We start from the raw sequence: 20,477 nt of genomic DNA, 5'->3' as shown, positions 1-20,477 counted from the left end.
GTCGCTCCTTGCGTTGCGATCGGTTCAGGGCGTGGAACGCCGGTCGACCAGCGCGGCCAGATCGGTGAGGACGGGGTGGCGGACAAGGTCCTTGAGCGTGACCTCGCGGTCCAGGGAGACGGCCACCCTGACGGCTGACAGTGAGGTCCCGCCGCGGCCGAAGAAGTCGTCGCTCCGTCCCACACGGTCGGGCGGGACCCCGAGAACCTCCGCCCAGACCGCGGCGAGGCGCCGTTCCGTCGGCGTGCGGGGCGTGTCGTCCCCGAGCTCGCCACAGGGGTCGGGCTCGGCTGCGAACGCGGTCAGTCGACTCCGGTCGGTCTTCCCGTTGCCGGTGAGTGGCAGGGACTCCCGCCGGCTGAAGGCGGACGGCACCATGTACGCGGGGAGGATGGCCCCCAACTCCGCCTGGATACGGGCGGGTTCCAGTCGGCGGGGCCCTGTGTAGAAGGCGTGCAGGTGCCGGCCGCCCTCCGCCCTCTCGGCGACCACCACGGCCGCGTCGTGCACGCCGGGTACGCGCAGGAGACCTTCTTCGACGTCACCGATCTCGATCCGGAATCCGCTCACCTTGACCTGGCTGTCCCGGCGGCCCAGGAACTCCAGTTGCCCGTCGGGCAGCCAGCGCCCGTAGTCCCCTCCGAGATGGAGCCGCTCGCCCGCCCGATGGGGATCGGGCAGGAAGACCGCCCCAGTTCGCTCGGGATCGTTGATGTATCCACGGCCGACACAGACCCCGGAGAAGGCGATGGCTCCGGGCGCGCCGAGCGGCACCGGGGAGAGGTGCTCGTCGACGAGATAGAGGCGCACGTTGTTGACCGGACGGCCCAGGGGCACCGCGTCACCCTCAGGAACGCCGTCCAGGATCGCGTGGTTGGTGTCGTCCGACGTCTCGGTCAGCCCGTAGGCGTTGACGAGCCGGACACCGGGTCGGGCCCTGAACCAGCGCTCGACGAGATCCCTCTTCACCGCCTCGCCCGTCACCGACACACAGCGCAGATCCGGCAGTTCACGCGGGGTCCGCTCCAGGAAGGAGAGAACCGCGTCGAGATAGGAGGGCACCACCTGGAGCACGCTCGCTCCGCCGTCGACCAGGGTGTCGAGGAACCGCCGGACGTCGAGGACGGCCTCCTGCTCGACCAGCAGGGTGCGCCCACCGACGAGGGGCGCGGACAGCAGCTGCCACAGGGAGATGTCGAAGCACTGCGGCGCCGTCTGGGCGACCACGTCGCCCTCGCCGATCCCCAAGTCGTCGATCTTCGCGTAGAGATGGTTCAGCAGTCCGGCGTGTTCACACATCGCACCCTTGGGTTCGCCGGTGGAGCCCGAGGTGAAGAAGACGTACGCGAGATCGTCGGGCCGCACGGGGACGCCTGGACCGCTGTCCGCGCCCTTCTGCTCGCAGAGTCGGTCGACGAACAACGTCCTTGTTCCCGGCAGGGGGTGGTCCGTCGCGCTGTCGAGGGCGGCGGCGCTGCCGGATGCGGTGAGGACCAGCGTGCAGTCGGCGCGCTTGAGCATGCCGGTGACGCGTTCGGCCGGGAAGTGCGGCTCGACGGGCAGGTAGGCGCCGCCGGCCTTGAGGATGCCGATGACGCCGGCCATCCACTCCAGGTTGCGTTCGGTCACTACAGCGACGACTTCCTGCCGGCGCAGTCCGGCGTCGAGGAGCGCGTGGGCGACCCGGTTGGCGTGGCCGTCGAGTTCCCGGTAGGTCCACAAGCGGTCGCCCTGCACGGCCGCGACGGCGTCCGGACGCGTCCGCGCCTGCTCCTCGAACAGCTCGTGGCAGCGCTGGTCGGGCAGGTGACGGTCTGGCCCGGCGAGGCCGTCGACCTGGTGGCGGAGTTCGTCGTCCGACAACAGGCTCTGCCGGCCGTGCGCCGCATCCGGGTCCGCCGCGATGAGGCCGAGCGCGGTGAGGTGGTATCCGCCGATCCTGTCGGCGGCCCCCGCGTCGAGGACGTCGGTCCGGTACCGGATCCGGATGACGAAGCGGCCGTCGCGCCGTGGGAAGGACACGTCCAGTACGGGGTCCACGGCGGCGGTGACGCTGCCCGCCGGATCGAACACGGCCTCAGGAACGAGGCGGGGCACGTCCAGTTCCTCGCGGAGTACCTCAACCGGGAACCGCTGATGGGCCAGCAACTCCGCTTCGGCGGCGTGCGTGTGCAGGATCAGGCCCCGCCACGACACGGCATCGGTCGACAGACGGCAGAGCAGCGGCTCCCTACGCGCACCGAGGAGGTACCCGGTGGTCACCGCGGACTCCCCGGACAGGGCGGCGAGCACCTTGGCGTGGGCCGACAGCAGCACCGCCGTGAAGGACACACCCGCCGAAGTCGCCAGACGGTCCAACTCCTCGACCAGAGCGCCGGGGACGGTGGTCTCGGCCACCTCGGTCCCGGGCACCGGATTGCGCGTCCACCGGGGCACGGAGGTGGCCCCACCCGCGGTGAGTACGTCGCGCCAGTACGCGGCGCCGGACCGTACGGACCCGTTCATCGTGACGCCTCCTCGTCCGTGGACCCGCCCGGGCGGATCTGGTGGGCCGGATTCCCGCCCCACCAGGCGTGCGGAGGGACCGATTCGCCCTTCATCAGGAAGGAGTCGGGGGCGAGCACCGCGTCGTCGCCGACGGTCACGCCGTAGTGCACGAACGCACCGACGCCGAGGGTGCAGCGCGAACCCAGCCGGGACCGGTCGGACTTGAAGGTGCCGTCCTCCTGCGAGTGGCACTGGACGACACTGCCCGCGTTGAGAGTGGCGTCGTCCCCGATGCTGACCATCGTGCGTTCGGTCAGGTAGCAGCCGTCGTCGAAGACCCGGCGACCGATCCGGACGCCCAGCAGGCGCCAGACCAGACTCTTGAACGGGGTTCCGTTGAAGACCTGCAGGTACGTCTCCGAAGGCACCTTCCAGAAGCGCTCACGCCGCCAGAAGCGACGGTCGTAGATCGAGCAGAACAGCGGGCCCGGCGGGTGGAGAGCCGTGACCGCGCGTTCCACGAGGACGAAGTACACGGCGCTGACGACCACGACGAGGATGTTGCCGAGCGCGATGGCCTCGGCCCCGATGGAGGTGTACAGCTCGGCGGCTCCCGACACGACCATGGTGACCACGAAGACGTAGAACCAACGCGCCAGCAGGTAGAGGACCATGGAAGTCGCGTTGTGCCGGTTCTTGGCGGCGAGGCCACTGCGCAGCGTCTCACCCTCGGCCATCGGGTCGAAACTGCTGTCGCGTCGGACCGAGCGCGGAATCTCGAAGCTGGGCGAGCCGAGGAGGCCGACGTCCCGCCGGATCTCCCCGTCGACGGGGACCATGACCTTCGTGGCCAGCAGGCAGTTGTCCCCGGTCCGTCCCCGCGCGGGGTAGGCGATCCGGTTGCCCAGGAAGTTGCGCGCTCCGATGGTGGCCCGGGACACCCGGAACGAAGTGCTGGAGAACTCCGCGTTGTTGATGGACAGCCCGTCGGCGACCATCGTTCCCGTTCCGACCGAACTCAGGTACGGCGTCTCGTGTTTGACCTCGGTGCCGAAGTTCGAGCCGGTCTGCTCGACAGGGGTCAGGTCGTAGCCGAGGAGGCGGAGATAGGGCACGATTCCGGAGCTGTCGCCGAACAGCCTGGTCAGGAAGCGTCGGTTGGTGAGCAGGGTGATGGCGCGATGAACTCCGTAGTGGAAGCCGTAGAGCGGATAGACGCGGTCCGGCTGGATGGTTCGGCTCAGCAGCCGGGGAACAGTCGCGAGCAGCAGGAACCCGAGCGGAGTGATCACGAAGAGCAGGAGGAAGGAGACGGCCAGGGCATCGCGGTAGAACGCCCAGGTCGTGAGGACCGTGGGTCCCGGTTCCAGTACGGCCGACAGCTGGGGTGCCTCGGCGAGGAGGATGCCGATCCCGCCGACGGCCAGCGGCAGATACACCAGCAGCGCGCTCAGCAACTGGGTGGTGCTGTGGATCGCCCTGCGCACGGTGCCGCAGGCGGCCGACGCCACCACCTCGTACGGCACCTCGGTGCGCGACGCCGGTGATCCGTGCCAGTGCTCTCCGGCCGGCACCGCCTGACCGCTGTGCAGCGAAGACGCATGGGCGAGCCGCGCCCCGTCGCCCAGCGATGTCCCGATGTCGAGCACGGACGCTTCGGCGACGACCGTGTCCTTCCCCAGGGACACGGTGCCCGTCTCGATCAGGCCCTCGCGGGCGCGGTAGCAGGCGAAGAAGGAGTCCTTGCGGATGACGGCGGAGTCTCCGACGGTGAGCAGGTCGGTACAGAGCGGCACGTTGCGGGAGAAGACCGCGACACCGGACCCGATGTGGGCGCCCAACGCTCGGAGGTAGAACGTGTAGAGCGGCGATCCGACGAACAGGACCAGCGGATCCGAGCGGACGAGTGTCTTGACGATCCAGAGCCGGAAGTACGCCAGGCTCCAGATGCGGATCCGCTGCGGGTGCCAGCGTCCGATCAGCACCCACTTGACCGCGACGGGCAGAGCGGACAGTCCCAGAAAGACGGCCGCGCCGAAGCCCACGGAGCGCACGTACACATCCGGCAGCCCCGAACCGGCGGAGATCCACGCGTAGCCGCGGACGCTGATGAAGGCGATGATGCCCGAGTACGCGACGAACGCCAGGAGTTGCAGCGCCCCGCACACCAGGTACCTGGCCTTCCCTGTGGGAGAGGCCGGGGGAGGAGCGGCCGGAGCGGAGTCCGGTGCCTCCTTGATCGCGGCGGGAACGGGTGCGGTCATCGCGACCGCCAGAGCCCCGACGGTGGGATGCGCGTACACGTCCTTCATGGAGACCCGTCCCAAGCCCGCGTGTTTCCTGACCCGGGCGCAGAAGTGGGCCATCACCAGGGAGTCGGCCCCCAGGTCGTTGAAGAAGTGACGGTCGGTCTCCACCTGTTCGAGGTGCATGACGTCGGCGAGCAGCCGTGCCAGCGCTTCCTCGGCGCCCTCGGCGGAGGGGCCGGGCACCGTGGCCTCGGTCACGGCACTCCGGGGGCTCTGGGGCAAGGTACCGACCGGCTTTCCCGTCATGGGAACTCCCTGAAAAGGATTCGATGCGATGTCGACGGCCCTGGAGCGGTCCGGGCCGGAGGTGCTGTCCTCCGCACGGCCGGGGACTCGGGCCGGGCGGGCGGACGACGCGTGGAACCGTGGGCGCGGACCGTGATCCGTCGGCGGTCGGGTGCCTCGGTGCCGATTGCACCTGGTGCCGATCCCATGCGGACGTTCTAGGAGGTATTCGAGACCGGCGGGGGGACGGATGGACCCGGTGCGAAGAAATGTGGGATGTGCTCGCCGGTGCATCGCCGGTGCGCGGACCGCAGGCGCTCGCACGACTCCGGATGCCCGCCTCCGGTTCAGGATGCAGATCAGGCCCGGGTGGATGAGGGCCGAGTGTGGGCGGCTCCGCACCGGCTCCCTCGGCAGGCGCGCTCGCGACCGTTGCGCAACATAAGGTTGCGGATCTCCGGCACGGCGCCTAGGGTTACATGCAACCGATGGTTGCATGTTGGAGGTCCTGGTGGAGTTCGGAAAGCTGGAGCGTGAGATTCGTGTCGACGCGCCACCGGAGATCGTGTTCGAGGTGGTGAGCCGCCCCGAGCACATCAAGATGTGGTGGTCCGACGATGCCGCGTTCGAGCCCGAGCCCGGCACGTTCGGCGAACTCGTGTGGGGTGACCGGGCCGCGGTCGAATCGATCGCCGTGGTGGACGTGGACCCGCCCCACAGGTTCGCCTTCCGCTGGGTGGGCCCCGCCGCGGAGCTGCCCGACGCGGACAACTCCCTCTTGGTCACCTTCGAGCTCGAACCCTCCGGCGACGGCACGATCCTGCGTCTGACCGATAGCGGCTGGCGCGAGAGGGGGTGGGAGGCCGCCGTCCTCGAAGAGGCCTTCCACGACCACGAGCGTGGCTGGGACATGTTCCTGCCCAGGCTGCGGGACTACGCGCCGTCCGTGGAGTTGTGATGTCGGCCGCCGTCGACGACGAACTCTGGTCCGCGATCGGCGACCCGATCAGGCGTCGACTGCTCGACCTGCTGCTCGCGGAGGGCTTCGGAACGCCGACCAGCCTCAGCGACCGTCTCCCCATCACGCGCCAGGCGGTCACCAAGCACCTGGGGGTCCTCGCTCGCGCGGGCCTCGTGCGCGCGACACCGATCGGCCGCGAGCGGCGGTACGAGGTCGACGAGGCGCAGCTCGCCCGCGCCGTCCGACAACTGAACGAGGTCGGCAGGACCTGGGACGCCCGGCTCGACCGCATCAAGCGCATCGCGGAAGAGATCCACCGGCAGCGGAGCGACTGACCGGCCGCCGTCCGCCGGAGGCGACGACAGCCTCCATCAGCCAGACGTATCGATCACCTTGGGAGAGCGCCATGAGTCTGCTGCTCGCTGACAAGAACGCTGTGATCCATGGAGGCGGGGGCGCCATCGGCGGCGCCGTCGCGCGGGTGTTCGCCCGGGAGGGCGCGAGGGTCTTCATCGCCGGACGCACTCAGGGGAAGCTCGACACCGTGGCCCGTGACATCGCCGCGGAGGGCGGGCGGGTCGAGACCGCGCAGGTCGACGTGTTCGACGAAGCGGAGGTCGAGAAGCACGCCGAGTCGGTCGCGGCGACAGCCGGAAGCATCGACATCGCCCTCAACGCCGTCAGTGTCCTGCACGACCAGGGCACGCTCCTGGCGGACCTCTCGGTCGAGGAGTTCATGCGGCCGGTCGACGGCTTCCTGCGAGCGCTGTTCATCACGAGCAAGGCCGTGGCACGGCACATGGGAGGGGAGCGTCCCGGCGTCATCCTGACGTTGTCCGAGCCGGGATCGAAGCTGGCTGCGGGCGGCATCCTGGGCCACAGCGTCAGCGCCGCGGGCAAGGAGGCCTTCTCCCGCGTACTCGCCGCGGAACTGGCACCCCACAACATCCGGGTGGTCTGCATCCGCCCCCACGCCGTCGCCGACGCACCGGCCGCCGGCTCCTACACCAAAGACCTCTTCAAGCCGATGGCCGCAGCCGCCGGACAGTCCGTCCAGGAAATGCTCGACGACGGGGGAATGGCGCACGGAACGCTCCTCAAGAGGCTGCCGACGCTCTCCGAAATCGCCGAGACGGCCGCCTTCCTGGCCTCGGACCGAGCCGGAGCCATGACCGGCACCGTCGCCAACCTGTCCGCAGGGGCCCTCGTCGACTGACGCCCGCAGGGGCGGCCTCATCGGTGGTTCGCCCACCGATGAGGCCGACCGGTGCGCGCGGTCACGACAGAAGCTCGACGTACCCGTCCGTCCCGTGGACGCGGATGCGCCGCCCGTCCTCGATCAGGCGGGTGGCCCGGTCCACGCCCACGACCGTCGGCAGGCCGTACTCACGCGCGATCACCGCGCCGTGGGTCATCTGGCCGCCCACCTCCGTCACCAGGCCCGCGATGCCGACGAACAGCGGTGACCAGCTGGGGTCCGTGAAGGTCGTCACCAGGATGTCGCCCGCTTCGAGGTCGGCCTCCGCCATGTCGAGGATGACGCGGGCCCGCCCCTCGACGGTCCCGGCGGACACCGGCAGCCCCGTCAGGGCGCCCGGCGGCACGTCGTCGCGCCGGTACGCCCCGTTGACGGCCTCGCCGTCCGACGTGAGCACGCGGGGCGGAGTGAGCCTTTCGAACGAGCGGAACGCGTCCTTGCGCCGCTGGACGAGCCGGTGATCCACCCGGTGCGAGCGTGCGACAGCGTGGAACTCCTGGAACGTGAGGTAGAAACTGTCCTCCGGTTCAGCAAGAACGCCGGCCTGCACGAGCCGCTCGGCCTCCTCCATCAGGGCCGTCTTGTAGACGAAGTAGCGCGCGATGATGCCGTACTTCGGATACTCCCGGTACCCGACGAAGGTCCGCACCCTGTGGATCATCCGCTGGGTCTCGTCGGCCTTCCGGTCCCCGTCGGGCAGGGCCCGCAGGCGCGCCAGCACGTCCTGCTCCTTCTGCCGGGCCTTGCGCCGTCCCTGCTCGAAGCGCCGCTCCGCCGCGCCTGGTTCGAAGAGCCTGACGTTGTCCAGAATCACGGGAACCAGCGTGCTGGGGCGCTCGCGCCACCGTGGCCGCGTGATGTCGATCTCGCCCACGCAGCGCATCCCGTACCGGTCGAGATAGGCCTCGATGGCGTCGCGTGCCTCGGCTCCGCCCGTGAGCTTCGCCAACTCGTCCAGGAATCCGTCGTCCTGAACGCCCTCCAGGAAGGCCACCACGTCCGGGTGCCGGCGGATCACGTCCGCGACGTCCAGCAGCGCCAGCCCCATCTCCGACGTGATGTTGTCCGGGGCGGACAGGGTGAGCGTGTCCGCCGCGTTCTTCTCGCCCAACCACTCCTGCAACTGGTCGTTGAGCCACCACGTGGCCTCCATGCCCGCCATGATCACCTGAATGCTCAGCGGATCAGCGAGGACACGTTTGTGCTCCTCGAACGCCTCCAGCAGGAAGTCGAACAGTGCGGGTCCGGTCTTGCTCCGGATGTCGTGCTCAAGAGCCGCGATGGACGTCCGGCTGCGCTCGATCAGCTCGGTGACGACGGCCGGATCGGTCTCGATCGGGTCGGACGCACCGCGCCCGGGCAGCCCGCCGGGGCCCGCGTCGGGGAGCGACGGGACGAAGCCGTCCTGGGCGAGAACGGTCTCCAGAGCGTCCCTGACCAGCGGATCACCTTTCCCCATCAGGTCCAGGAGGCCCGCCCGGCTCGCGGGCGACGCCAGACGCCGGGCGACATCGACGAACAGTCGCCCGCCGGCCGCGTGCATCGGCGCCATGGCGGTCAGCTGCCACATGGACAGCCCCAGCGGCTTCATCGCGTCGGTCATCATCTGCTGATGACCGACGGAGACGTAGACGTGGTTCTCCTGGTCGTCGCTCTCCGGGACGGGGAACAGCGTCGTGATCGGCCGGCTCTGAACGATCTGGAATCCGTGGTCGTCCAGGCACCACTCGATGTCCTGAGGGCGCCCGAAGTGCGCTTCGATCCGCCGGCCGACCTCCGCGAGCCGCACCGCCTGCGCGTCCGTCAGCGCCGGCTGCTCCTGCCGCTGCGCGTCGACGGCCACTTCCCGCGTACCGCCGGTCGGCAGCGCGTGAACGGCCCGCTGTTTGGCGGCGATCACCTTGGAGACGATCTCACCGTCTCGTACCTTGAAGACGTCCGGATTCACCAGCCCGGAGACCAGGGCCTCGCCCAGACCGAAGCCGGCGTCCACACTGGCGACCTTCCGGTTGCCCGTGACGGGGTCGGCCGTGAACAGGACGCCGGCCGCGTGCGGGAAGACCATGCGCTGCACGACCACGGCCATGCGCACCGTGCGGTGGTCGATGCCGTTCCTCTGGCGGTAGGCCACGGCCCGCTCGGTGAACAGCGACGCCCAGCAGCGGCTGACGTGCTGGAGGACGGCCGTGACTCCCATGACGTTCAGGTAGGTGTCCTGCTGGCCCGCGAAGGAGGCCGTCGGCAGGTCCTCCGCCGTCGCACTGGAGCGCACGGCGTAGGCCTCCTGTGCGCCGTGCCGGCCGAGCGCGTTGGTGATCGCCGCGGCGAGCTCCTCCGGGACGGTGGCCTCTTCGATGGTCCGGCGAATCCGCGCGCTCAGCGTCCGGATCCCCTCGCGGTCGTCCGGCGCCGAGCGTGACAACCGATCGAGCTGACCGTCGAGCGACGAGGCTTCCGCCACGGTCCGCCGGAAGGCCTCCGTCGTCACACAGAAACCGGCCGGGACGCGGATGCCCTCGATCCGCGACAGCTCGCCCAGGTGTGCGCCCTTGCCGCCGACGACCGCGACCTGCGTCTCGTCGACCTCTTGAAGATCCAGCACGTACTGCTCAGTCACTGCGACACCTTCCGAGGCGGCCGTGTTCCGTCGTGCCGCGATGGCCGACCGCATCACCGGCGCCTCCCACTCTCTCGAACCTCTTGCCGGACACGTCGTCATCCCTGGCCGCATTCCCTCTGACGGGTCACCCGGCCGCTCCGCCGGCCGGGCGGTACACATGGCGCGGCTCTCGTTTCCGCAGGTGATGGCTTCGGCGGACGATTCTGCGTCACGACGGGGGCCTTGCCGCAAGCCCCCCGGTGCGCTATAAGTTGGGAGAGGCAAGGAGAGAGTTCTCTCCTTGCCTTCGCCATGTTCCGCCCCGTGGACCCGGCAGGACGAGTGCCCGGCCGGCCCGCCTCAGGGGTAGTAGGGCGTGTACGTGATCGCCGAGACCTTGAGATAGCGCGCGCCGTCCGCCGTTGCCCAGGTCGAGGAGTCGGGGTTGCCCGGCCAGTCCCCGCCGACGGCGGTGTTGACGATGAAGTGCATCCCGACGCCGGGAGCGGTCGAGTACCACTTCGTCCCCTGGTAGGCGCCGTCGACGGTGAAGTCGATGTGGTCGGGCCACCACGTGAACGAGTAGGTGTGGAAGGTGTTGGTCCATCCGCCGCTGTTGTTCACGGCCCACTGGGTCTGTGCGTTGCTGGTGTCGTGGAACGTCTGGTAGACGGTGTTGGGGCTGGACCCCACGATCTCGGCGGCGTCGAACTCGGGCAGCCACGGGTTGAGGTAGGCGGCCCACACCGCGGGCAACAGCCCTTTTCCGTTGGGCATGTTCGCGGTGAAGCTGTACGTCCCGTAGCCGTAGAGCGCCGTGGATTCGACGCGGCCGGAGTAGTAGGTCCCGTTCCCCGCGTTGTAGGTCTTGATGACCAGGGTGCCGCCCTCGTACCAGACGCAGGCGGGCGTGTAGGTCTCGAGTTCGTTGTTGGCCGTCCATCGGCCGTTGATCGTGTTCCAGGAGTTGACGGTCTGCGGAGCGCCCCAGGTGCCGGCGTGCGCCGGGGGCTGGGTCAGGAGAACCAGCGCCAGTGCCGCGAACACGGCGGCGACAAGTTTGGTCCTGGACAGCAGAATTGATCGCATCGGAGCTCCGTTGCTCGGACGTCAGGAGGGTGGGAGCGGTCCCACTCCTGAAGCGCACCGTAGAGCGGTGTTGCGTACCTGACAATCCTTCGCGTGCTCGTGGACGGCGGCGCGTGAGAGCCCGATGCCCGTGCGGCGGCCTCGCGCTCCGGATGTCGGGAGTGCGCAGCCGCCGCGCGCTCAACTCGTGCGGAGGATCCGGAATCGGTCCAGGTGTGCCGGGTCGCGATCCGCGATCTGGATCGGTGCACCGCCCCACTGCCAGACGCTGATGCCCGGTGTGCGGGAGAACCGGATCAGTCCCCGGGTGCCCTCGACGGCAACGCGAGGCCATGCGGCGGCGATGTGTCCGCGGTCCACGCCGTGGGTGCGCAGCATGTCGGCGAGGACGGTGACCGAGTCGTAGCCCTCGAAGGCGACGAAGGAGGGTGCTTGGGTCAGCCGCTCGACGAGGGCCTCTTCGACGCGGGTGCCGAGCGGGGTGAGGTGCTCGGGCAGATAGCGGAGGAATGGGATCGCGGCGCCCTCGCCGCCCAACAGGGTCTTCCAGTCGGCGAGTTCCGGCTGCCCGGCCGGAGCGCCGATCAGGATGTCGGCGAGGCGCTGATCGCGGCGGACGGCCTGGACGACGGAGACCGCCGGGTCCGGGTGGCCGACCAGCAGCAGGAGAACCGTCGCCTCGCACTCGACGAGTTTCTCGCACACGGCCAAGGGCGTCAGTGCGGCCATGTCGAGTTCGACGACGCTGCCCCCACGTGCGGTGACGTACTCGCGCAGAATGCGGGTCCCCGACGCCCAGTAGACACTCGGCTGTGCCGCGACGGCGATGCGACCGTGCCCCGAGCCGAGGAGGAAGTCCGCGTACGACTGCCAGCCGCGGGACTGCGGCGGCGCGAGGCGTGCGACCCAGTCCGTGGGGTGTTCGGTGAGCGCGTCGAGCACCGCGGACGAGCAGAGGAACGGCACTGCGAGAGCGTCGGCTCTTGCGGCCGCGGTGCGCGCGACGACGCTGTGGTATTCCCCGGCCAAGGCGGCCACACCGAGCCGATCCAACGCCTCCACGGCGGCCGCGGCCCGCTGCGGATCCGCCGCGGTGTCGCGGACCACCAGTTCGAGTGACCTTCCGGCGATCCCGCCGGCTTCATTGACGTCATGGACGGCCAGTTCGAGTCCGGCGAGCAGGTGTCGGCCCGCCGCGGCCCAGCCGGGCCGGGTCAACGGCACGAGGGCACCGATCCTGACGGCTGATCTGTCGGACCGTTCCACCCCGACCGGCTCCCGCATACGCGGCCACCTCCCATCGATCCGGACGTGCAGCCTACCGACCCGCAGGCATCCGGGTACGCGCGGCAGTTGACCATGGGAACCCCTGTCCGTGTGGTGGGCGGACGCATGGGCGGGAGCGATGGGGGCAAGGCCCGAAGCATGACGACAACACTCGGCGCCTTCGTCCTCGGCACGCCCGACCCTCCCGCGCTGGCCGACTTCTACCGGGCCCTGCTCGGCTGGCAGGAGGTCCATCGCGCTCCGGAGTGGGTCCGGCTGAAGGCCCCGGACCGGGAACGCCCCGGTCTGAGTTTCCAGTTGGAGGTCGACCACATCCCTCCGACATGGCCCCAGCGGCCGGGTACGCAGCAGATGCAGGCGCATCTGGACGTGCTGGTCGACGACCTGGAGGCGGAGACCGAGCGGGCCTGCGCCCTGGGAGCGACGGTGGAGGAACACCAGCCTCAGGAGGACGTACGGGTACTCCGCGACCCGCACGGCCACCTGTTCTGCCTGTTCCTCCCGGGTGCCTGACGGTCCTCGCCCACCCCCGGCGGGACGAATGCCCTCCGCGCGCGGTTGGCCTGGTGTAGAGATGAGCCAGCGCCCCGAACCCGGAGCGTCGAGGCGCCGGCCCGTCCGACTGGGCGGGCGTCGTCGCCGAGAACTGCGCTACGGCTCACGATCACCGGCCGGGAGGCTCGCATGAAGGTACGGCTGCGTGACGTACGGGACAGTGACCTGCCCGTCTTCTTCACTCAGACGAACGATCCCGAAGGATGTCGCATGGCGGCGTTCACCGCCAAGGACCCGTCGGACGAGAGATGGTTCGAGGACCACTGGGCGCGGATCCGCCGAGATCCGGCGATCGTGATGCGCGCCGTCGTCGCCGATGACGGTGGCGCTGTCGACGACGCCGAGGTCCTCGGGCACGTCTCCGTGTTCGGACCGCCCGAGGAGCGCGAGGTCACGTACTGGATCGGACGGCACTACTGGGGCCGCGGGGTGGCCACCGCTGCTCTGCGGGCACTGCTCGGCATCGCGACGGAGCGTCCGGTGTACGCCCGCGCGGCGGCGGACAACCTCGCCTCGATCAAGGTCCTGACGAACTGCGGGTTCGTGCTCACCGGCACCGGGCGGGGCTTCGCGAACGCCCGAGGGACCGAAATCGACGAAGTTCTCCTCACGTTGACCGACTGAGCGCGAACGTTCCCACCGGGGGTGGTTTGTCCGGACACCCTGGAGGCCACCGCAGCAATGCGGCCGTGAACGTGTCGCGCCGAGCCGCGAGCCAGTCCTGTATCCGGTCCCAGCGCTCCCAACCGCCGCGCTCCGCCAGCGCGCGCACGTACACCGGGTCACCGTCGGCCACGCGCGGTGCGACGAAGGACCGGCAGACCCCGGTGGCCTGCTCGACGGCGCCGGGCAACTCGCCACGCTCCCGCGAGGACAGGCCGTAGCTGTCGGCGAGGATCCGCAGCCGAACCGAGGCGACGAGGCCCGGAGGGTAGGGGCCGGCGGCGGACGTGGGATCCACCATCGGGGCCCAGTAGCGGGCCGTCATGGCGAGGTCCCAGAGCGGGCGCCCGGGCGCCGCCAGGTCGAAATCGATCAGGGCAGCGGCCTTGCCGTCACGGAAGACGACGTTGTCCGGGCACACGTCGTTGTGGCACAGCATCGTCCCTCCCTCCGGGTCGGCGAGATCGTCGGACCACGTGACGTGCGGATCGACCTCGACGGCCGCACTGCTCTCGTGCAGACGCCGAAGCAGGCTCCCCACGGACGCGAGGGCGGCGTCCGTCATCACCCACCGGGGATACGGGGGGAGTGCGACATCGCCCGGGACGAAGGTCAACTGCTCGCGCCCGTCCGTGGACAGGTCGACCGGAGTCGGAGCCGCGTCGAAGCCGAGCTTCTTCAGCGCACGCAGGTAGGCGTGGTGCGCCGGCGCGTGGGGCGGCGCCGGGCGTTCCACCAGCGCGCCCCGGCGGAAGACGGCGCCGGCGTTCGCCATCCCACCGACCAGCGCTTCACGGTCTGCCGCCGCACCATCAGCCGTCACGCAGGTCACGCTATCGCCGGCGGATCCGGCAGGACCGCCGAAAGGCGACTGGCATGCCGTGGGATCGCGTTCTGTACGTCGGGGTCGCGCGGAGGCGGCGCGGGTCCGGACGGACCCGTGACACCTGTCATGCGAAATGCCGTACGCCGGGCACTGGGGGAGCCGGACGCCCTGGATCTACCTTCTCCTCATGACGAAAACAGGTGACAACAAGCCTCAGAGGACCGACGTCAAGGTGAGCCTGATCGGCGGTCACCGGCTCAAGGGCGAGACGCTGCACGAGCGCACGCTCACGGCGTCCCTCATCGGAGGGGCCGATATCGACCTCACGGACATCGACATCCCCGACGGTGCCGAACTGCGCGTCACGAAACTCAGCCTGATCGGCGGCGTCAGCCTCCGGGTCCGGCCCGACGTCGCCGTGGAGGTCCACGGCGTCCGCCTCGGGGGAGTGAAGGACGACGGCCCGAGCGAGCCCGGGGGGCCGACGGTCCGCATCGACGCCTGGGGGCTGCTCGGCGGAGTCACGGTCACCCGCGGCTGATCCGGCGGCGGCGGTCGGGCGTACCACGGCAGCTCGGCGGGGCTGCGAGCCCGGCCGGGACCTCCCGCACCTGGGCTCCGCAGCACGCGCCCGACCAAGGCGGGATGGACATCACCGCTCCCCGCGGTGAGAGTGGACACCCACAACACGTCAAGAATTCTGCCCGGTGACGGAGTCGGTGCGGGGCGCGTGTCCCCTCTCCGCGCCAGCACTGGACGGTTCCAGACGGCAACCCCGGGTCGGTCCGTTCGGGCACCGACGGCCCGGTGGCCGTCCCGCCGGGCAGCGAACAGGACTCGCCGTGCCATCGGCGAACTACCGTTCCCTGCTGCGCACCCCGGGTGCCGCAGCCTTCTTCCTCCCGGCGTCACTGGGGCGCGTCGGCGTAGCGATGACCAGCCTCAGCATCGTCTGGCTCGTGCACGGCCACACCGGTACCTTCTCCGCCGCCGGCCTGGTCACCGGCGCGTTCGCCGTGTCCGAGGCGCTCGGCGCACCTCAACTGGCCCGACTGGTCGACCGGTTCGGGCAGACCCGCGTCCTGCCACCCAGCCTTCTCGCCCACGCCGTGGCCGTGGCGTTCCTCCTCTCCCTGGTCGCCGCAGATGCCGACGACACCCTCCTGATCGTCGGCGGAGTGTTGGTCGGTGGCAGCGTTCCCCAACTGGGCGCGATGTCAGCCGCACGCTGGGCGGCGCTTCTGCGCCCGGACCGTGCGGCCGAACTGCCCACCGCCTTCGCGATGGAGTCGATCATCAACGCGGGCGCCTTCCTGGTGGGTCCCACGCTGGTCAGCGCCCTCGCCGCGACCGGACATGCCGTAGCGGGCCTGGTCCTGGCCGCCACTCTGTCGGTGTTCGGCGGCCTGTTCCTCGCCACCCGGCGAGACACAGCCCCCGCCACCGCGGTCGAAGACGCCGAACACGGCCAGAGAAGAGGGCAGTTGTTGTGTGCACCGGTTCTGCTCCTGATGGGGCTCAACCTCGCCATCGGGATCTTCTTCGGAGCCATGCAGGTGTCGGTGACCGGATTCGCGGTGGAGTGCGGCGCGCCGGGTGCGGCAGGCCCGATCTTCGCGGCGTCCAGCTGCAGCGGCCTGCTGGCAGGATGGCTCTACGGCCTGCGCCGATGGCGGACGGCACCGCCAGCACAACTGGTCGCGGCAACAAGCGTGTTGAGCCTCGGCACCATGCTGTTGTTCACGGTCGGCTCACCCTTGGGGCTCGCCCTGGTCGTGATCGTGACCGGAGCCGCGATCCCGCCGCTGCTCGTGCTCTTCCCCGTGTTCACGGAGGCCACGGTCGACCACGCCGTCCTGACCCAGGCATTCGCGTGGCTCGGCGCCGCCGGCGCGGCGGGTTCGGCTGCCGCGGCGGCACTGTCCGGATGGGCGATCGACTCGTTCGGACCACGGGGCGGATTCGCGGTCACCGCCACGGCCGCCGCCGCCATGAGCCTGCAGAGTGCGGCGGGCCTCCGTGTGCTGCGCGCATCCCGCGGGCGGTGGGGGCGTCGAGGTGCGGCGTCGCACTGAACCCACCTGCAGGAGCTGCGCCCGGATCATTCGAGCCGTTCCGTCTCGCGCCCACGACCGGCGCCGGGCGGCGAACTGGCGGCCCGCTCCCGACGGCCCCTTCTCCGTGGTCATCCGCATCTACGGACCGGACGTCGGTGCTCGACGGCACCCGGCAGCTTCCCGCCCTCACCGCGGGGCGTTGACCATGGAGGCGCGTTCGGACAGATGCTGCCCGGCTCGACGTGTGTTGAGCTCTGCTGGCCCGGTTCAGCGACTGATCGAGACGGCGAAGGGGGCGAATCCGCCGGAGCGGATCACATGAGGTACGAACAGCACGGCGGCCTCGGTCGCCTGCGCGGTCTCGATCCCGCCGAGGTCGGTGATCCAGTCCTGGTGCCAGCCGAGGTCTTCGAGAAGCCCGCGGACGACCTGCTTGGCTCCCGTGTCCTCGCCCGAGAGGAAGACCGTGGGCGACTGGGCGAGGACGGTGGGCGCGGTCATCACCGTGAACAGCATGGTGTTGAGCGTCTTGACCACGTGCGTGCCGGGGAGAGCGTCCTGGAGGTGTCGGCCGAGGCTCGAGCCGGGATAGAGCAGGCCCGCGGGCAGCCCGTCCGGGCCGTCGAGGGTGGCGTTCGAGACGTCCACGAGGATCTTGCCGGCGAGCTCCTCCCGCAGAGCGAGGAGCCGCTCCAGCGAACCCGCGCCCGGCGTCGCGTTGACGACGATCCGGGCTCCGAGCACAGCCTCGGCGGCAGCGCCCGGCGAACTGTCCGCGACGGTCACGTCGTGCCCGGCCCCGGTGAGGGCTGCGGACAGGGTGCCGCCGACGCGGCCGTTTCCGAGTACAGCGATCTTGGTCATACCGATCTGGTCCTTCCGGTGTGGCTGGATGTCGGGGGTGGTCAGCGGGACAGTGTGGCGACGGCGGCCGTGTGCACTCCGGGTGCGGCGGCCAGCAGGCTCTCGCTCGCCGGCGTCCAGGGGCGGCCCTCGGCGTCGGAGATCCGCCCGCCGGCCTCGGTCACGAGCAGCGCGCCGGGAAGCAGGTCCGCCCGGGCTCCGGCGAACTGCCAGAACGCGTCGATCCGGCCCGCGGCGACGTTCAGCAGATGCAGGGTCGCGGGCACCGACGTGCGCACCACGAGTGCGTCGCCGAGCATCGAGGTGATCGAGGAGCCGATGCGCCGGATGACCGCCTGGTTCTCGTCCGGCCTGGCCTGGCTCGTGGCCACCAGGCTCAGTCCGAGATCCGTTGTCTCGGAGACGCGCAGCGGACGGCCGTCGAGGTGGGCGCCACCGCCCGCGAGCGCGGTGTACGTCTCGCCGGTCAGTGGAAGGTGGACCGCGGTGAGTACCGGCTGGTTGTCGCGCACGAGCGTGGCGGTGACGCCCCAGTCCGGCAGACCGTGCAAGTGGTTGACATTGCCCTCGGCGGGATCGACGACCCACCACTCACCGGAAGGAAGAGCCCCGCCCGCGAGCTCCTCCTCCACCCAACCGGCCTGAGGGCGCAGGCTCTCGAGGCGCGGGCGCAGAACGTCGAGGACCGCGTCGTCGTTGGCGGCGAGCGCGCTCATCAGTTCCTCGCGCGTCCGGTGGCGGACCACGTCGCCGAAGCGCTCGCGCAGCACCGAGCCCGCCGCACCCACGGCAGTCGCGGTCTCGGCCAGCAGGTCGGCATCGGACACAGCCTCGGCGACTGCGGCATTCCCTGTGCTCTGAATCGAGTCGGACATGGCGGTACTCCCATCTCAGCAGGGCGGTGAATGCGGGGGAGTTCGTCGATCTCTCCTGCCCACATCTCGAAGGTACGAGCAGGCAGTCATAACCTCAAGTGCATGTAAAACACGGATAGAGTGACTCCCATGCAACTGGATTTGAATCTGCTGGCCGCCCTCGACGCGCTCCTCGACGAAGGGAGCGTGGCCGGTGCGGCCGACCGCCTGCATGTGACCGCGCCCGCGATGAGCCGAAGCCTCGGCCGTATCCGCAGGACGACGGGGGATCAGATCCTGGTGCGCACCGGACGCACCATGACCCCGACCCCGTACGCGATCGCGGTCCGGGAGCAGGTGCATGAGCTGCTCCAGCAGGTCCATGGCGTGCTGGCGCCGAGTCGTGCACTCGACCTCGCGACACTGGACCGAACGTTCACCCTCCGCTGGCACGACTCCCTCGTCGCCCACGGCGGCCCCGCGCTCCTGGCGGAGGTGCGGAGGCAGGCGCCCGGTGTGCGGCTGCGCTTCCTCGCCGAATCGAGTGTCGACACACCTGAGTTGCGTCGCGGGGAAGTCGATCTCGAAGCCAACGCGAATCGTCCGACCCAGTCCGAGATCCGCGGCGAACTGCTGGCGGAGACGGGGCATGTCATCGTCGTACGGCAAGGGCATCCCCTCACCCGCGTGAAGAAGGTCGGTCCGGCGCGATACGCCGAGGCCGAGCACATCTCCATCTCCAGGCGGGGAAGGTTCGACAACGCTCTCGACGGAGCGCTGGCCCAACTCGGCCTCACCCGAAGGGTGGTGGCGACCGCGCCCACCGAGGCGACCGGGCTGGAGTTCGTGCGCGAGTCCGACCTTCTCGTCACAGCTCCCGAATCGACGACCCGCGCGGCCGCCGCGCACCTGGGTCTGGTCCTCCTCCCGCTGCCGCTCGAACTGCCGTCGGCTCCCGTGTACTTGTCCTGGCATCAGCGCTACGACACCGATCCCGCACACGCGTGGCTGCGCGACCTCGCGCGGACGGCTCTGACCGGGGACGTGGGCGATCGGATCGAGGCGGCGAAGTGACGGTTGCCCGAGGCGCGTGAGACGGCCGGTCGGAGCCGCGGCGACCGGGCGGAGACGGTCGGTCGGCTCCGGCCCCCGGCCCCACTGGAGTGGCTGGTCAGGGGCCTGGCGGGGCGAAAAGCAGGTGCGGGCGAGGGGGGTCGCACTCCTACACTCATGCGAACCATTGAGGGAGAGGAGGAGACGTGAAGCTTGCTGAGGCACTGGCAGAACGCGCCGAGGCGACGCGCCGCGTGGAGCAGTTGCGAGCGCGTGTCGTCGGCAGTGCGGGGTACCAGGAGGGGGAGACGCCCGCTGAGGACGCGGCAAGGCTGTTGGCCGAGGCCGGTGAGGTGCTGGACTCACTGGAGTCGTTGATCCGGCGGATCAACCGGACCAATTCCAGCGCGGAGATGGGCCCCGACGGCACGCTCACCGACGCCCTCGCGCGGCGGGACGTCCTGCGGTTGCGTCACTCCGTCGTCACCGCCGCCGCGGACGCGGCGGCCGGCAATGGGGAGCGGGGATACGGCCGGCAGCTTCGGTCCGAGCTGTTGATGCTCTCCGCGCTTCCGGTCGCGGAACTGCGCGGTCAGGCGGACGTTCTCGCGCGGGAGATCCGCGAGGTCGACGTACGGATCCAGCGTGCCAACTGGGAGGTCGATCTGCTCGACTGAGGAGTCCGGCAGACAGGGACGATGTGGAGCGGGTAGCAGCCTCGGAGGCGTGCACACACCGAGGGCCGGCGGTTTTCCGGCCCACTCCTGGCGCGTGAAGAGCAACGCGGGGGTTCGACTCCCCATACACAGCGCAGCTCAGCATGGCGTACAGGTAACGGTGCACATGGCACAGCACATCACCACGTGCAGATCCGAGGTGGTGAGGGCGGGTTCGGGGCTTTCCACATTGCCGCACTACTGATCGCCCGGCGGGACGGTCCGCGATGAGTTCGCCGCGTTCGAGCGGTCTACCCAACGACACGACCGTTCGCGACAGGAGTGCCATGTCCACCATCCAGCCAGTGATCGTGACGGCCGACCAGGACGCCCTGCTCGGCTTCTACACGAAGTTGTTCGGCGCCGAGGAGAGCTTCCGGGTACCGGCGCAGGGCCCGGCCTTCTACGTGGGCCTGCGCATCGGCGACTCCGACCTCGGTCTCGTGGCCAGGGAGGACGCTGCGACCGGCGCGGCGGCCCGGGTCCTCCTCAGCATCGAGGTCGACGACGTGGACGAGACGCTCGCCCGGGTGGCGGCGTTGGGCGGCTCGGTCAGTGGCGGTCCCAACGACATGCCGTGGGGGCAGCGCGTCGCCCACATCAAGGACCCCGACGGCAACCCGGTGAACCTCACTCAGCCGATCCCGGCGCGCTGACGCGGTTCCGGCCGGTCC

The 20,477-nt window shown here is 70.1% G+C and carries 18 protein-coding genes; 10 read left to right on the top strand and 8 right to left on the bottom strand.

What is annotated here, in order from left to right:
* Positions 1–24: 24 nt before the first annotated feature.
* On the bottom strand, positions 25–2,505 hold the full coding sequence (locus tag B0675_RS37445) for an amino acid adenylation domain-containing protein (protein ID WP_081224235.1): 2,481 nt from the start codon (positions 2,503–2,505) through the stop codon (positions 25–27).
* Entirely contained in the window at positions 2,502–4,994 is a 2,493-nt protein-coding gene (locus tag B0675_RS37440) for a Pls/PosA family non-ribosomal peptide synthetase (protein ID WP_277625268.1), read from the bottom strand. The genes B0675_RS37445 and B0675_RS37440 overlap by 4 nt, the downstream gene beginning before the upstream one ends.
* A gap of 523 nt (positions 4,995–5,517) precedes the next feature.
* Here B0675_RS37440 and B0675_RS37435 point away from each other — a divergent pair.
* The 3 genes from B0675_RS37435 (at position 5,518) to B0675_RS37425 (ending at position 7,198) form a co-directional block, all read left to right on the top strand.
* Positions 5,518–5,979 carry an SRPBCC domain-containing protein gene (locus B0675_RS37435; RefSeq protein ID WP_241540146.1) on the top strand — a complete coding sequence of 154 codons (462 nt, stop codon included), beginning with the start codon at positions 5,518–5,520 and terminating at the stop codon, positions 5,977–5,979.
* On the top strand, positions 5,979–6,317 hold the full coding sequence (locus tag B0675_RS37430; RefSeq protein ID WP_081224233.1) for a helix-turn-helix domain-containing protein: 339 nt from the start codon (positions 5,979–5,981) through the stop codon (positions 6,315–6,317). Before B0675_RS37435 ends, B0675_RS37430 begins: the two co-directional genes overlap by 1 nt.
* A 71-nt stretch (positions 6,318–6,388) precedes the next feature.
* Positions 6,389–7,198, top strand: a complete 810-nt coding sequence (locus tag B0675_RS37425; protein WP_081224232.1) for an SDR family oxidoreductase — start codon at positions 6,389–6,391, stop codon at positions 7,196–7,198.
* 61 nt (positions 7,199–7,259) lie between these two features.
* On the opposite strand, the gene rph is transcribed toward B0675_RS37425, so the two are convergent.
* From rph to B0675_RS37410, 3 genes are all read right to left on the bottom strand, one after another.
* Positions 7,260–9,857, bottom strand: coding sequence for a rifamycin-inactivating phosphotransferase (gene rph, locus B0675_RS37420; protein ID WP_081224574.1), 2,598 nt, complete (start codon positions 9,855–9,857; stop codon positions 7,260–7,262).
* A gap of 342 nt (positions 9,858–10,199) precedes the next feature.
* Positions 10,200–10,928 (bottom strand): glycoside hydrolase family 16 protein, encoded by a 729-nt coding sequence (locus B0675_RS37415; RefSeq protein WP_081224231.1) that lies wholly within the window; start codon positions 10,926–10,928, stop codon positions 10,200–10,202.
* Positions 10,929–11,108: 180 nt separating this feature from the next.
* A complete protein-coding gene (locus B0675_RS37410) occupies positions 11,109–12,212 on the bottom strand; it encodes an ABC transporter substrate-binding protein (protein ID WP_081224230.1) in 1,104 nt (367 codons plus the stop codon).
* Positions 12,213–12,353: 141 nt separating this feature from the next.
* On the opposite strand from B0675_RS37410, the gene B0675_RS37405 reads away from it, so the two are divergent.
* Both B0675_RS37405 and B0675_RS37400 read left to right on the top strand, forming a co-directional pair.
* Entirely contained in the window at positions 12,354–12,728 is a 375-nt protein-coding gene (locus B0675_RS37405) for a VOC family protein (protein ID WP_081224229.1), read from the top strand.
* 171 nt (positions 12,729–12,899) lie between these two features.
* On the top strand, positions 12,900–13,394 hold the full coding sequence (locus B0675_RS37400; RefSeq protein ID WP_081224228.1) for a GNAT family N-acetyltransferase: 495 nt from the start codon (positions 12,900–12,902) through the stop codon (positions 13,392–13,394).
* On the opposite strand, the gene B0675_RS37395 is transcribed toward B0675_RS37400, so the two are convergent.
* Positions 13,378–14,265 carry a phosphotransferase gene (locus B0675_RS37395; protein ID WP_241540145.1) on the bottom strand — a complete coding sequence of 296 codons (888 nt, stop codon included), beginning with the start codon at positions 14,263–14,265 and terminating at the stop codon, positions 13,378–13,380. The genes B0675_RS37400 and B0675_RS37395 overlap by 17 nt on opposite strands.
* A gap of 181 nt (positions 14,266–14,446) precedes the next feature.
* On the opposite strand from B0675_RS37395, the gene B0675_RS37390 reads away from it, so the two are divergent.
* Together B0675_RS37390 and B0675_RS37385 are read left to right on the top strand one after the other, a co-directional pair.
* On the top strand, positions 14,447–14,800 hold the full coding sequence (locus tag B0675_RS37390; RefSeq protein ID WP_143661150.1) for a hypothetical protein: 354 nt from the start codon (positions 14,447–14,449) through the stop codon (positions 14,798–14,800).
* A 301-nt stretch (positions 14,801–15,101) separates the two neighbouring features.
* The gene (locus B0675_RS37385; RefSeq protein WP_081224225.1) at positions 15,102–16,334 is read left to right on the top strand and encodes an MFS transporter; all 1,233 of its coding nucleotides are present in this window, start codon (positions 15,102–15,104) and stop codon (positions 16,332–16,334) included.
* Positions 16,335–16,583: 249 nt separating this feature from the next.
* Here the strand turns inward: B0675_RS37385 and B0675_RS37380 are convergent, their stop codons facing one another.
* Both B0675_RS37380 and B0675_RS37375 read right to left on the bottom strand, forming a co-directional pair.
* Positions 16,584–17,180: an NADP oxidoreductase gene (locus tag B0675_RS37380; protein WP_081224224.1), complete on the bottom strand. Its 597-nt coding sequence runs from the start codon at positions 17,178–17,180 to the stop codon at positions 16,584–16,586.
* 41 nt (positions 17,181–17,221) lie between these two features.
* A complete protein-coding gene (locus B0675_RS37375; protein WP_081224223.1) occupies positions 17,222–18,055 on the bottom strand; it encodes a 3'(2'),5'-bisphosphate nucleotidase CysQ in 834 nt (277 codons plus the stop codon).
* 129 nt (positions 18,056–18,184) lie between these two features.
* On the opposite strand from B0675_RS37375, the gene B0675_RS37370 reads away from it, so the two are divergent.
* The 3 genes from B0675_RS37370 to B0675_RS37360 all read left to right on the top strand — a co-directional run bounded on the left by B0675_RS37370 (position 18,185) and on the right by B0675_RS37360 (position 20,459).
* Entirely contained in the window at positions 18,185–19,108 is a 924-nt protein-coding gene (locus B0675_RS37370; protein ID WP_081224222.1) for a LysR family transcriptional regulator, read from the top strand.
* Positions 19,109–19,293: 185 nt separating this feature from the next.
* Positions 19,294–19,764 carry a DIP1984 family protein gene (locus tag B0675_RS37365; protein ID WP_081224221.1) on the top strand — a complete coding sequence of 157 codons (471 nt, stop codon included), beginning with the start codon at positions 19,294–19,296 and terminating at the stop codon, positions 19,762–19,764.
* A 326-nt stretch (positions 19,765–20,090) separates the two neighbouring features.
* Positions 20,091–20,459, top strand: coding sequence for a VOC family protein (locus B0675_RS37360; protein ID WP_081224220.1), 369 nt, complete (start codon positions 20,091–20,093; stop codon positions 20,457–20,459).
* Positions 20,460–20,477: the final 18 nt, after the last annotated feature.

Source organism: Streptomyces sp. M41(2017) (assembly GCF_002078175.1).
Lineage (GTDB): Bacteria > Actinomycetota > Actinomycetes > Streptomycetales > Streptomycetaceae > Streptomyces.
Note: the sequence above shows the minus strand (reverse complement) of the source record. Positions and strands in the feature narration are given on the sequence as shown.